10 protein-coding genes are annotated in these 13,206 nt (G+C 75.4%); 5 read left to right on the top strand and 5 right to left on the bottom strand.

Features of this window, described 5'->3' with window-relative positions; translation table 11 throughout:
* Positions 1 to 63: 63 nt before the first annotated feature.
* The 5 genes from phnC to BM064_RS07220 all read right to left on the bottom strand — a co-directional run bounded on the left by phnC (position 64) and on the right by BM064_RS07220 (position 8,344).
* Positions 64 to 885 (bottom strand): phosphonate ABC transporter ATP-binding protein, encoded by an 822-nt coding sequence (gene phnC / locus BM064_RS07240; protein ID WP_092859300.1) that lies wholly within the window; start codon positions 883 to 885, stop codon positions 64 to 66.
* A 530-nt stretch (positions 886 to 1,415) separates the two neighbouring features.
* Positions 1,416 to 3,329: a DNA mismatch repair endonuclease MutL gene (mutL, locus tag BM064_RS07235; RefSeq protein WP_092859078.1), complete on the bottom strand. Its 1,914-nt coding sequence runs from the start codon at positions 3,327 to 3,329 to the stop codon at positions 1,416 to 1,418.
* Positions 3,330 to 4,355: 1,026 nt separating this feature from the next.
* Entirely contained in the window at positions 4,356 to 5,456 is a 1,101-nt protein-coding gene (locus BM064_RS07230; protein ID WP_092859077.1) for an NAD(P)/FAD-dependent oxidoreductase, read from the bottom strand.
* Positions 5,457 to 5,466: 10 nt separating this feature from the next.
* Complete coding sequence (locus tag BM064_RS07225) at positions 5,467 to 6,570, bottom strand: 4-(cytidine 5'-diphospho)-2-C-methyl-D-erythritol kinase (RefSeq protein ID WP_092859076.1); 1,104 nt, start codon at positions 6,568 to 6,570, stop codon at positions 5,467 to 5,469.
* Between the two features lies 1 nt (position 6,571).
* The gene (locus BM064_RS07220; RefSeq protein WP_143103277.1) at positions 6,572 to 8,344 is read right to left on the bottom strand and encodes a tetratricopeptide repeat protein; all 1,773 of its coding nucleotides are present in this window, start codon (positions 8,342 to 8,344) and stop codon (positions 6,572 to 6,574) included.
* Positions 8,345 to 8,509: 165 nt separating this feature from the next.
* Between BM064_RS07220 and BM064_RS07215 the strand changes: the two genes are divergently transcribed.
* The 5 genes from BM064_RS07215 (at position 8,510) to BM064_RS07195 (ending at position 13,129) form a co-directional block, all read left to right on the top strand.
* Positions 8,510 to 8,866 carry a hypothetical protein gene (locus tag BM064_RS07215; RefSeq protein WP_092859074.1) on the top strand — a complete coding sequence of 119 codons (357 nt, stop codon included), beginning with the start codon at positions 8,510 to 8,512 and terminating at the stop codon, positions 8,864 to 8,866.
* A 43-nt stretch (positions 8,867 to 8,909) separates the two neighbouring features.
* Positions 8,910 to 9,377, top strand: a complete 468-nt coding sequence (gene lspA / locus BM064_RS07210) for a signal peptidase II (RefSeq protein ID WP_092859073.1) — start codon at positions 8,910 to 8,912, stop codon at positions 9,375 to 9,377.
* Between the two features lie 64 nt (positions 9,378 to 9,441).
* A complete protein-coding gene (locus BM064_RS07205; RefSeq protein WP_092859072.1) occupies positions 9,442 to 10,053 on the top strand; it encodes a DUF3035 domain-containing protein in 612 nt (203 codons plus the stop codon).
* Between the two features lie 326 nt (positions 10,054 to 10,379).
* Positions 10,380 to 11,789 carry a M16 family metallopeptidase gene (locus BM064_RS07200; protein WP_092859071.1) on the top strand — a complete coding sequence of 470 codons (1,410 nt, stop codon included), beginning with the start codon at positions 10,380 to 10,382 and terminating at the stop codon, positions 11,787 to 11,789.
* On the top strand, positions 11,786 to 13,129 hold the full coding sequence (locus tag BM064_RS07195; protein ID WP_092859070.1) for a M16 family metallopeptidase: 1,344 nt from the start codon (positions 11,786 to 11,788) through the stop codon (positions 13,127 to 13,129). Before BM064_RS07200 ends, BM064_RS07195 begins: the two co-directional genes overlap by 4 nt.
* Positions 13,130 to 13,206 lie beyond the last annotated feature (77 nt).

The following is a 13,206-nucleotide window of genomic DNA, read 5'->3' as shown; positions in this document are numbered from 1 at the left end:
GCGGGGACCGGCTGCGATCATGGAACGGGTCGGGGCGCCCTCGGGCCGCGGGCGCGGCAGGGGTCAGCCCGTGACGGGGACGGCGCGGCGGCCGGCCTCCGATGGGAAGGGCGTCGCGAGGCTGGTCGAGGTGGTCGCCTCGGAGAATTCGGCGCCGGCGCCGTAGATCTCGCGGGCCATGGCCTCGGTCAGCAGTTCGGCCGGGCCGTCGAAGACGATGCGCCCGGCGCGCATGCCGATGACGCGGTCGCAATAGCGCCGCGCGGTGTCGAGCGTGTGCAGGTTGCAGATCACGCTCAGCCCCTGCTCGACATGGATGCGGCGCAGCGCGTCCATCACCACCTGGGCGTTGAGCGGGTCGAGCGAGGCGATGGGCTCGTCGGCGAGCACGAACTTGGGGTCCTGCATCAGGGCGCGGGCGATGGCGACCCGCTGCTGCTGGCCGCCGGACAGCGCCTCGGCGCGTTTCAGCGCGTGTTCGGCGATCCCCAGCCGGTCGAGATGGGCCAGCGCCTGGCGCACGTCGGCCTCGGAGAAGACGTTGAAGGCCGAGGCCAGCGCCGAGTGCCCGTTCAGCCGCCCCAGCATGACGTTGGTGACGACGTCGAGGCGCGGCACCAGGTTGAACTGCTGGAAGATCATCGCGCAGTCGCGCCGCCATCGGCGCAGGGCGGCGCCCTTCAGGGTCAGCACGTCGGTCCCGTCGACGAGGATCCGGCCCGAGGTGGCGGGCGTCAGCCGGTTGATCATGCGCAGCAGCGTGGACTTGCCGGCGCCCGAGCGTCCGATGATCCCGATCATCGCCGGCTTCTCGACGCGGATCTCGGCGGCGTCCACGGCCGTGGCCGTGCCGAACCTCTTGGTCAGCGACTCGATCTTGATCAGCATCCGCGGCTCCCGTTGCGCTGGGCGCCGTCTACGGGCGTCCGGCGACAGTTGGCCGACGGTTCCAATGCAGTTTCGTGACGGTCCCTGCGGCGGGAGCGCACGGCCCCCCGAGACCGCTGGGAAAATCTCCCGACTCCCGGTCTCGCCCCCCGGTCCCGAGGCCCCCCCGCCCCGGCCCTCCCGCGCGCCCTCCGCCCCGGGGCCCCGCCCGCCGCAAGCCCACCCGGGAGCGCCTGTTCTCCGGAGCCGTCCGTCGCGGGCGCCGATCGGAGCGACTCGCCCCCTCCGGTCAAGGATCGCGAAGCGACCCCCCGCAGGGGGGCTTGTCCTTGACCGGAGGGGGCGAGTCGCTCAGGCAGCCAAGCGACGGACGGCTCCGGAGGACAGGCGCGGGGCTTGTTCTTTGGTGAGTCAGGAGCCCGCCGGAGGCGCCCCCCGACGGCCTCTCGCCACGCCCCCGCCTGCGCGACGCAGCCAGGCCCGCCCGCAGGGCGCCTGTGGAGCGCTCCCTGCCCGCGCCGCGCCTCTCAGCGCCGCCCGAACAGCTTCTCGATCTGGGCCAGCGTCAGGGTCACGTAGGTCGGCCGCCCGTGGTTGCACTGCCCGGACATCGGCGTCGCCTCCATCTCGCGCAGCAGGGCGTTCATCTCCGCCGCCCCCATCCGCCGTCCCGAGCGGACCGAGCCATGGCAGGCCATGCGCGAGAGCACGGCGTCGAGCCGCGCCCGGACCGCCGCCGTCTCGCCTTCCTCGGCCAGCTCGTCGGCCACGTCGCGCAGCAGCGCGGCGGCGTCGGGGGTTCCCAGTTCGGCGGGCGTCTCGCGCACGGCGAGGGCCCCGGGGCCGAAGGGTTCGATCACCAGGCCGAGCTCGGCGAGGGGTCCGGCCGCGGCCAGCAGCCGCTCGGCGTCGTCGGCGGGGAGCTCCACGATCTCGGGGATCAGCAGGGCCTGGCGGCGCACGCCCGCCTCGGCGGCCTGGCGCTTCAGGCGCTCGTAGACCAGGCGCTCGTGGGCGGCGTGCTGGTCGACGATCACCATGCCGTCGCGGGTCTGGGCGACGATGTAGTTCTCGTGCAGCTGCGCGCGGGCGAGGCCCAGCGGCAGGTCCTCCGCCTCGGTCTCCACCGGCTCGGGCTCGGAGCGGGCGGCGCGCCAGGCCATGGGGTCCTCGGAGAGGCCGGGCTGGGCGGGCGGCGTCCCGTCCGGCGCCGGGGCGGCTTCGCCGGGCGCCTGGAAGTCGTAGGCGCGGCGCAGCTCGGCGACCGAGGGGCGGTCCATCCGCGGGCCCCAGCCGGTCAGGCGCGGGGCGGCGGGGGGCCCGGCCTCGGGGCGGAAGGCGCCCAGCGCGGCCTCGCCCACGGTCGAGGAGGCCCGATGCCCGCCCTCGGCCAGCGCATGGCGCAGGGCCGAGACCAGCAGGCCGCGCGCCACGCCGGGTTCGCGGAAGCGCACCTCGGTCTTGGCGGGGTGGACGTTGACGTCGACGAGCTGCGGGTCGCACTCGAGATAGAGCGCCGCGGCCGGGTGGCGGCCGGAGTGGAGCACGTCCATGTAGGCCGCGCGCAGGGCCCCGGTCAGCAGCTTGTCGCGCACCGGGCGGCCGTTGACGAAGAGGAACTGCGCCACCGCCGCGCCGCGCGAATAGGTGGGCAGGCCGGCGAGGCCGCTCAGCCGCAGCCCCTCGCGCTCCGCCTCGATCTCCAGCGCGTTGTCCGTGAACTCGCGCCCCATCACCCGGGCGAGGCGCAGGCGGCGGGCGTGGCGCGGCTCGCCCGGCTCGGGGTCGGCGCGGAACAGGACGCGGCCCTCGGGCGAGGCCTTGGCGCCGCCCTCGGAGAGGTCGCGCAGCACGAAGCCCACCTCGGGCGCGGCCATGGCGAGGCGGCGGACCATGTCGGCGACCGCCTGGGTCTCGGCCCGGTCGGTGCGCAGGAACTTCAGCCGGGCGGGGGTGGCGTGGAACAGGTCGCGCGCCTCGACCACGGTGCCGCGGGCGAGGGCTGCGGGCGCGGGCGCCCCCAGCCGGCCGGCGTCGCAGCGCAGGGTCCAGGCGGCGTCCGCGGCCTCCGTCCGCGAGGTCAGCACCAGGCGCGAGACGGCCCCGATCGAGGGCAGCGCCTCGCCCCGGAAGCCGAAGCTTCGGATGTCGAGCAGGTCGGCCCCGTCGGTCTTCGAGGTGGCGTGCCGCTCCAGCGCCAGGGCCAGCTCGGCTTCGGGGATGCCGTGGCCGTCGTCGGCGACCCGGATCAGGGTGCGCCCGCCGTCGGCGATGGCGATCTCGATGCGCCGCGCGCCGGCGTCGAGGCTGTTCTCGGCCAGCTCCTTCACCGCGGAGGCCGGCCGCTCCACCACCTCGCCGGCGGCGATACGGTTCTGGGCGGACTCGTCCAGGCGCCGGATCGGTCGATTTTTCGAGATATAGGGGCTGGGAGCATTCATGCCCCAAGGGCTAGCATGAGCGGGTCGAGTCGGGAAGCGCGCGTCGCCGGTGGGAAGAGGCGCGCGGACCGGCGCGGGCGTGGCGCGCAGGGCGGGCCGTGCGGCCGGGTGGTCCGTGCGTGGTCCTTTGGCGAAAGCCGGGCGGGGACCGTGCCGCGGCCCGTCGACGGCGAAGCCGTCGTGAGGCCGGATCCGCGAGCACGGCTCGCGGTCAGGGCGCAGAAGGCGCCCGCTGAGCCGGGCCCGCCGCCGCCCTCGCCGGCCCTCCGCCCGCAGCCCGCGTCCCGAAGGCCCGCACCCCGAAAGCCCGCGTCGCGACCGCCTGCGCCCCGGCGACCGACGGTGCGGAGGCCCGCGCCCCGGCGGCGCGGAGGCCCGGAGGCCCGGCGGCGCGGAGGCGCGGAGGCCGGCGGCGCGGCGGCGCGCCTCCCGGCGACCCGTCTCTCCCCACCGCCGACAGGCGGCGACCCCGCCGCCGACGTCCCGGACGGCGACCCCGCCGCCCCGGGCCGGCGACCGCCCGCGGTCGTCGCCTTGGCGGGAGGCCGCCGCCCCCCGCCCGATGCGCCCCACCCGCGCGCCTCTGCTCTCGGCCCGCCCGTCCGCTCGCACGCCCCCCGGGCCGGCCGCCGTCCTCGCCGCCCTCGCCCCGCCGCTCTCGCCCCGCCGGCCGACCCGGCGCCGCCCCCGGGCCGGCCGGGCGCCCCGTGCGCTGCCCTCGGGGAGCGCCTGTTCTCCGGAGCCGTCTCTCGCGGATGCCGCCCGGAGCGACTCGCTCCCCGGGGTCAAGGATCGCGCAGCGACCCGGCGAAGCCGGGCTTGTCCTTGCCCCCGGGGGGCGAGTCGCTCAGGCATCGCAAGCGAGAGACGGGTCCGGAGAGCAGGCGCGGGCTTGTTCTCGGGTGAGTCAGGAGCCCGCCGGAGGCCCCTGCCCTCCAGCGCCCGGGCGCCCCGCACGCCCCCGGCGCAGCGCAGCCAAGCCCGCCCGCAGGGCGCCTGTAGACCGCTGCCCGAGGTCTCCCGGCCTCAGGCCGGCGCCGCCTGCCCGCGCACCCATTCCCCGATCGCCAGCGACGAGGTCAGGCCCGGGCTCTCCATGCCGAAGAGGTTCCACAGGCCCGCGATCCCGTGGGTCTCGGGGCCGTGGAGAGTGAAGTCGGCGAAACCGCCGGGGTCCTCGCCGATCTTGGGGCGGATGCCGGCGTAGGCCGGCGCCAGCGCCCCGTCGGGCAGGTCGGGCCAGTAGCGGCGGATGGCCTCGTAGAAGCGCTCGCCGCGGGCGGGGTCGACCGAGTAGTCGACGGCCTCGATCCACTCCACGTCCGGGCCGAAGCGGGCGCGGCCCTGCAGGTCCAGCGTGAGGTGCACGCCGAGGCCCCCGCGCTCGGCCGGGGCGGGGTAGATCAGGCGGGAGAAGGGGGTGGCGCCGGTCAGGGAGAAATAGTTGCCGCGGGCCAGGGTCAGGCGCGGCAGGGTCTCGACCGGGTAGCCGCGCAGGGCGCCGGCGATGGCGATGGCGTTCAGGGCCGCGCAGTTGACGACCGTGCGGGCGCGGAGCGTCAGCTCGGGGGTCTCGATGACGATCCCCTCGCCGCCGACCTCGCCCCCGGTCACCGGGGCGCCCAGCGCCAGCATGGCGCCGTGGTCCTCGGCCTCGCCCTGGTAGGCGAGCATCAGGCCGTGGCTGTCGACGATGCCGGTCTCGGGCGACCACAGCGCGCCCTCGGCGCGCAGGGCGGGCTCCATCGCCAGCGTCTCGGATTTCGAGAGCTTGCGCATCCCCTCCACGCCGTTGGCCTGCGCCTTGGCGAGCAGGTCGTCGAGCATCGCGACCTGCCCGGGCTCGGAGGCGACGATCAGCTTGCCGCATTTGCGATGGGCGACGCCGCGTTCCTCGCAGTAGGCGTAGAGGCGGCGGCGGCCCTCGACGCAGAGCCGGGCCTTGAGGCTGTCTTTCGGGTAGTAGATGCCGGCGTGGACGACCTCGGAATTGCGGCTCGACATCTGCGAGCCGATGAGGCGTTCGGCCTCCAGCACCAGCACCTCGCGGCCGGCGGTCGCCATGGCGCGCGCGACCGAGAGGCCCACCACGCCGGCCCCGATCACGAGGCAGTCGATCTCTTCCATGCAGTCCCCCTCAGGCGCCGGCGGAGCGGCCGGCGGCGGCCCAGAGGCCCGCGCGGCGGAGCGCCTGCGCCCCCGCCTCGGCCCCGGCCATGGTCTCGAAGATGCCGAAGCAGGTGGCGCCGCTGCCCGACATCCGGGCGAGGCGGCAGCCGGGCTGCGCGGCGATTGTCTGCAGCAGGCCGGAGACGGCGGGCGCGACCTCGCGCGCCGGGGGCTCCAGCATGTTGGAGGTGTCAGACAGCCAGCCGACGAGGGCGTCGAGGCCGGGGCAGCCCTCCGCTGGCCATGCGGCGGGGGCGCCGTCGCGGTGGCGCAGGCGGCGGAAGACCTCGGGCGTGGGCGTCGGCGTGCCGGGGTTGGCGAGCAGGATCGCCAGCGGCGGGACGCCGGAGACGGCGGAGACCCGCTCCCCGATGCCGGCCATCCAGGCGGGGGCCGGGGCGTGGAGGCAGACGGGGAGGTCGGCGCCGAGGCTCAGGCCGATTTCCGAAAGGCGTTCCAGAGGCAGGTCCAGCGACCACAGGCGGTTCATCAGGCGCAGGACGGCGGCGGCGTCGGCGGAGCCGCCGCCGATGCCGCCCGCCGCCGGCAGGGTCTTCTCGAGCGTCAGGGCGACGCCGAGGGGGGCCTCGGCGGCGGGGCCCTGCCCGACCGCCTCGGCCAGCGCGATCGCGGCGCGGAGCGCGAGGTTGGAGGCGTCGGCCGGGGCGCCGGCGGCGAAGGGGCCCGCGACCTCGATCGAGAAGACGCCCGGCGGGGCGGGGCGGGCGGTCACGACGTCGCAGACGTCGGGGAACACCGTGAGGGACTCGAGCAGGTGCAGCCCGTCCTCGCGCCGGCCCAGGACGTGCAGGTGCAGGTTCACCTTGGCGGGGGCGAGGGCCGTGGCGGGCTCGAAGGCCGGGCGGCGGTCGGCGCCGCCCTCTCCCCTGCGGGAGGGCGCCGTTGCGGCGCCGGAGGCGGAGGCGACGCGCGCCGGGGCGGCGGGGCGCGGCGCGGAGATCGCGATGGCCCCGGCAGCCGGCGGGGATGCGCGACGGCGCCCGCCGGGAGGGCGGGCGCCGGTGAGGGGGGCGGAGGGGGCGGAGGCGGGGACCTCCGCCGGGGCCGGCATGTCAGCCGCCATCCGCCTTGGGCGCCTCGGCCCCCGCGGTGCGCGGCGGACCGGAGGCGCGCTCGTCGGCGAGCACCGAATCGAGGCCGCGGTCGAGCTTGGCGCGGATCCGGACGGCGTCCTTCTCCTCGGGGTCGAAGGACATGGCGCGCGACCACTGGAAGCGGGCCTCGCGCTTGCGGCCGACCATCCACAGGGCGTCGCCGAGGTGGTCGTTGATGATCGGGTCGGTGGGCGTCAGCTCGACGGCGCGTTCGAGGTGGGGCACCGCCTCCTCGAACTTGTCGAGGCGATAGAGCACCCAGCCCAGCGAGTCGGTGATGTAGCCGTCGTCGGGGCGCTGCTCGACCGCCTTCTCGATCATCGCCTGGGCCTCGTCGAGGTGCATGTGCATCTCGACCCAGGAATAGCCGAGGTAGTTGAGGACCAGCGGGTTGTCGGGCGAAAGCTCCAGCGCCTTGAGGAAGTCGGCCTCGGCGTCGGGCCAGTCGCCGGCGCGCTCATGGGCGATTCCGCGCTCGTAGAACACCGACCAGTGGCGACGCTCGACCGGCTTGATCAGCTCGAGGGCGCGGTCGTAGGCGGCGGCGCTGTCGGTCCAGCGCTCGGTCCGGCGCAGGGCGGCGGCGAGGCCGAGCTGGGCGTCGAGCTCGGACGGGTAGGCGGCCGAGAGGCTCTCGAGCACCACCACCGCCTCGTCCTGGCGGTCGAGCGCCATCAGCGCGTCGGCGCGCCCGAGCTCGGCGGAGATGAAGAGCGGCGAGCGGCGGGGGACGACCTGGAAGGCCTCGACCGCGGCTTCCTCCTGGCCCTGGGCGTCGAGCAGGCCCGCGACCAGCAGGCGCGCCTCGTGCAGGTCGGGGCGCAGCGCCAGCGCGATGCGCGCGTAGAGCAGCGCCACGGCGGCGTTGCGGTCGGAGCCCAAGGCCGCGGCGATGGAGAACAGCGCCTCGGCCGTGCCGGCGGAGGCGTCGGCCACGGGCAGCGCCGCGGGCTCGCCCTGGGCCATGCGCTGCAGGGCGGAGGCGGCGACCCGCTCGTCGCGCGAGGAGGCGACCATGCCCTCGTAGATGGCGCGGGCGGCCTCGTCGTCGCCGGTGAGCTCGAGCACGGCCCCGAGGGCGAGCGCCGGGCGGCCGGTGACGCCGCCCTCGTCGCGGGTGCGCTCGAGCGCTTCCTTTGCGCCTTCGAGATCGCCGATCACGGCGCGGGCGAGGCCGAGGTGGTAGTTGCCGAAGAGCTCGCCCATGGCGTCGCCGTCGAGGGAGGAGAACGCCTCCTCCATCGCCTCGCGGTTTCCGGCGCCGGCCTCGGCCCAGCCGCGCATCAGGGCGCCGACCAGGGCGTTGACCCGGCTGTCCTCGGTCGAGAGCGTCTCGGCGGCGCCGGCGTAGTCGCCCGAAGCCACGTCGTCGGCGGCCAGCGCCAGCTCGGCGAGCTGGGTGGCGGCGCCGGCGTCGCGCATCAGCTGCGCGATCGTCGCCGCCCCGCGCAGGTCGCCGGTCAGGAGCTTGAAGCTCATGGTCCGCTCGCGCAGGCCGGGATTCGCCGGGTCGCGGGCCAGCGCCGCGGCGAAATAACGCGCCGCCGCCTGGTAGTCGTTGCGCGCCGCAGCCGACTGGGCGGCGAGATAGGACCCCGAGAGGCCGGCCGCCGAGGCGGGCGCGACGAGCGCGATCCCGCAGCCCGCCATCACCAGCCCCGCCAGGGCCCTGTTCAGCTTCGCTCGCATCTGGGTGGTCGCTCCCGTCGCCGGACTCTGGAAGAACGTCATCGGGGGAACATATCCACGCCGGGCGCTTCCGCCAACTCGGCGACGCGCGAAAACGTGCGCGACGGCGCCCCCACGCCGAGGACTCGCCCAAATTTGAACACGGGCTGACGATCAGGTATCCGGTGAAATCAAACAGGAGCGCGACGAACGCGCAACGACGAGGCCATGACTGCAATCAAACGTTTCCTCATCGCCGCGGCGATTCTGGCGCCGCTGGCCACGGCGCCCCCGATGCTGCGCGCGCAGGACACCTTCGTGACCAGCGGCGGAATCGCGATCCGTCTGGCGCCCGCGACGCAGCTGTCCTGTCCGGAACTGCTGGCGAAGATCGACGAGATCGACGCGACCGGGTATCGAGGCCTCAGGGCCGGTCCGCGCGATCCCCGCGATCGTCGCCTGTTCGAGTACGAGAGCGCGGTGTCGAACCGCTACTACTCGTCCTGCGGGGCGACCGGGGCGAACCGGACCAGCGCGACCGAGATCCTGCGCGGCGGCTTCAAGCCTCGCGCGACCAGCAACTGACGCCGCGCGCCAGGCGCGCAGGCGGAGAAGTCCCGGAGGGCCCATGCGGTCGGGCGTCGTTCTGGCTGCGGCTTCCGCGGCCTTCCTTCTGGACCAGGCGAGCAAGTGGTGGGTGCTGGAGGGGCTGGAGCTGCGCGAGCGGCTGGTCGTGGACGTGGCCGATCCGTTCCTGCGCTTCACCCTGGCGTGGAACACCGGGGCCAACTTCGGCCTCGCGGCCGACGTCGGCCGCGGGGTCTGGATCTTCGCGGCCGTGGCGATCTCGATCGGGCTGGCGATCTGGTCGCAGCGGATGCCCCAGGTCTGGCGGCGGGCCTCGGTCGGGCTGCTGATCGGGGGGGCGCTGGGCAACGCGCTGGACCGCGCGATCCACGGCGCGGTGTTCGACTTCCTGAACATGAGCTGCTGCGGGATCCGCAATCCCTACGCCTTCAACGTCGCGGACGTGTGCATCTTCGCGGGCGCCGCCGGCTTGATCCTCCTCGACGGTTCTGACAAGCAGAGGGCCTGAACGGGCCCCGCCCGCGCCGCATGACGGCGAGGGCCGCGCCAGGGCCGACAGGAGACCGCGGGACATGACGAACCACGCCCCCACCGCCGCCCGCCGCGCTCGCGGCCTGAGCCGCGCGCTGCGCGTCGCCGCGCTGATCGGCGCGGGCGTGGCGCTGAGCGCCTGCACGGGCAGCCGCGACGCCGTGGGCACCGCGCTGGGCCTGAACTACGAGTCGCCCAACCCGTTCAACGTCGCGCCCCATGCGCCCCTGCGCCTGCCGCCGAGCTTCGAGAGCCTGCCCCCGCCCGCCCCGGGCGAGCGCAGCCCGCTGGAGCCGCGCCCCGACCAGGCCGCCCAGGCGGCGCTGGCCTCGGCCGGCGCGGGCCCGACCCCGCAGGCCCAGGCCGCGGCCCCCACGCCGGGCGAGCTGGCGCTGCTGGACGCCGCCGGCGCCGAGACCGCCGATCCGCAGATCCGCCAGCGGCTCGAGACCGAGCGGCCGCCGGAGCCGGAGCAGTGGTACGCGCTCGACAGCGTGTTCGGCTACAAGATCAACGATCCCGACGCGGCCCAGACCCTGGACGCGCGCACGGAGTCCGAGGAGCTGCGCAACCAGGGCGCCGCCACCCCGACGCCCAGCCCCGCGCCGCCCGAGAGCCCGTCGAACGCGATCTCCATCCCGCTGGGCGGCTGATCGCGCCCCGGCCGCCGATCCCGGCGGCGGCGGATTCGACCCCGATCCCCTCGGCCCGCGCCCCCGGCGCGGGACCCCGTTCTTCTCGGCCCGCGCCCCGGCGCGGGACAGGGTTCCTGCGGCCCGCGCTCCGGCGCGGGCCGTCGGCGTTCCGGCGCCCTGCCCGCCGCCCCCTGCCCCGCCCTCTCCCCCGCGCCACAAGGACGTGAAGCCCGCGCGGCGACGCGCGCCTTGCGCCGGGCGCGGCGGGGCCTAGGTTCGGTCGACCGCCCTGCGGGCGCCGCCCGGCGTCCGCGCGGCCCTGTCCGACGCAAGGGGAGCCCTGCATGACCCTTCCCGCCCCCAGGCCGGCGCGCCGCCGGGCCCGCGCGGCCCTCGTCGCCGCCTCCCTGGCCGCGAGCCTCGCCGCCCCCGCGGCCGCCGAGCCCGCCGTGACCACCTTCGAGCTGGAGAACGGCCTGCGCGGCGTGGTGATCGAGGATCACCGCGCCCCGGTCGTCACCCACATGGTGTGGTACCGCATCGGCGCCGCCGACGAGCCGCCGGGCAAGTCCGGCATCGCCCATTTCCTCGAACACCTGATGTTCAAGGGCACCGACGAGATCCCGGACGCCGCCTTCTCGAAGATCGTGGCGGCGAACGGGGGGCAGGACAACGCCTTCACCTCGCGCGACTACACCGGCTATTTCCAGCGCATCGCCGCCGACCGCCTGGGGCTGGTGATGCGGATGGAAGCCGACCGGATGCGCGACCTGGAGCTGACCGACGCCCAGGTGACGCCCGAACGGCAGGTGATCCTGGAGGAGCGGTCCTCGCGCACCGACACCAACCCGCAGGCGATCTTCGGCGAGCAGCGCGACGCGGCGCTCTACATGAACCACCCCTACGGGATCCCGGTGATCGGCTGGCGGGCGGAGATGGAGGGGCTGACGCGCCAGGACGCGCTCGACTTCTACCGCACCTACTATGCGCCCAACAACGCGATCCTGGTGGTGGCCGGCGACGTGACGCCCGAGCAGGTCGAGGACCTGGCGCGCGAGCATTTCGGCCCCCTCGCCCCCACCGAGAACCTGCCCGAGCGGGCGCGCCCGATGGAGCCCCCGCAGCTGGTCGAGCGACGGATGGTCTACGAGGACCCGCGCATCGGCCAGCCCTACGTGATGCGCGAGTACCTGACGATCGCGCGGCGCGACGACCAGGCCCGCGCGGCCGCCCTGCAGGTGCTGGCGGACGTGCTGGGCGACGGCATCAACTCGCGCTTCGCCCAGGCGATGGTGGTGGGCGGCGGCGTCGCCCTGCAGGCCGGCGCCTGGTATTCGGGCGACTGGCGCGACTACGGGGAGTTCGGCCTCTACGCCGTGCCCGCCCCCGACCATACGCTGCAGGAGGCGGAGGACGCGCTCGACGCGACGCTGGCGGACTTCCTCGCCTCCGACGGGCCGACCGAGGAGGAGCTGGCGCGCATCAAGATGGGCTACCGCTCGGCCGAGGTCTATCGCCAGGACAGCCAGATGGCGCTGGCGCGCGAATACGGCCAGGCGCTGGCCTCGGACTACACGCTCGAGCAGATCGCCGAGTGGCCGGACCGGCTGCAGGCGGTGACCGCCGCCGACGTGATGGAGGCGGCGCGGGAGGTCTTCGACCGCCGCCGCGCCGTCACCGGCTGGCTGCGCGCGCCTGCGCCCGAGGCCGCCGCCCCCACCGCCGACGCCGACACGCAGGAGCAGCAGGGATGAGCCGTCTCGCCCGCATCGTGGCGCCCGCGCTGGCGCTTCTCGCCGTCCCCTTCGTCCCCGCCCAGGCGGCCACGGACGTGGAGATCGTGACCTCCCCCGGCGGCATCGTCGCCTGGCTGGTGGAGGAGCCCTCGATCCCGATGGTGGCGATCGAGATCTCGTTCGAGGGCGGCGCCTCGCGCGAGCCCGACGACAAGGTGGGGGTGACCCACTTCCTCTCGACCATGCTCGACGAGGGGGCGGGGGAGCTGGAGTCGGCCGCCTTCTCGGCCCGCGCCGACCAGCTCGCGATGCGCTACGGGTTCGAGGCGGGGCGGGATTCGTTCACCGTCTCCGCCCGGATGCTGAGCGAGACGCGCGACGCCTCGGTGGAGCTGCTGCGCTCGGCCCTGGTGGAGCCGCGCTTCGACCCCGAGCCGATGGAGCGGATGCGCGCCTCGATCCTGGCGACGCTGCGCGACCAGGCGACCGATCCCCAGGCGATCCTGGCCCGGAGCTGGCGCGAGGAGCTGTTCGGCGACGACCCCTATGCGCGGCCGATGGAGGGGACGCCCGAGTCGGTCGCCGCCATCGACGCGGGCGACCTGCGCGCGGCCCGCGAGCGGGCGCTGAACCGCTCGCGCCTCGCCATCGGCGTGGTGGGCGACATCACCGCCGAGGAGCTGGGCCCGCTCCTCGACCGCCTGCTGGGCGACCTGCCGGCCGAGCCGTGGGAGCCGCTGGGCCCGGCGGAGCTTTCCCCGGACCGGGATCTCACGGTGATCCCCTTCGACATCCCCCAGTCCTCGGCGGCCTTCGTGCAGGAGGGGCTGGCGCGCGACGATCCCGACTTCATCCCGGCCTACGTGATGAACCACATCCTGGGCGGCGGCGGCTTCACTTCGCGCCTGACCGAGGAGGTGCGCGAGAAGCGTGGCCTGACCTACGGGGTCTATTCCTACCTCGCGCCCTACGACCGGGCGGCGCTGATGGCGGGCGGGGTCGCCTCGGCCAACGACCGGGTGGCGGAGGCGATCGAGGTGATCCGGGCCGAGTGGACGCGGATGCGCGACGAAGGCGTGACGGAGGAGGAGCTGGAGGCGGCCAAGCGCTACCTGACCGGCGCCTACCCGCTGCGCTTCGATTCCAACGCCAAGATCGCCGGCCAGCTCGCGGGCCTGATGGAGGAGGGCTTCACGCCCGCCTATCTCGAGGAGCGCAACGCGCTGATCGAGGCGGTGACGCCCGCCGACATCGCCCGCGTGGCGGCGCGCCTGCTGGCCCCCGAGGCGCTGAAGGTCACGGTGATCGGCCAGCCCGAAGGCCTCCCCGAGGCCGAGCGCGCCGCCCCCGCCGACTGAGCCCGCGCGCCATCGCGACCGCCACGGCCGGCCCCCGGGGCCGGCCGTTTGCGTTCCGCCCCCCCGACGCTCCCCGC

The organism is Albimonas pacifica (assembly GCF_900113695.1).
In the GTDB taxonomy this organism is placed as follows: Bacteria; Pseudomonadota; Alphaproteobacteria; order Rhodobacterales; family Rhodobacteraceae; genus Albimonas; species Albimonas pacifica.
This window is presented reverse-complemented; position numbering and strand designations above follow the sequence as displayed.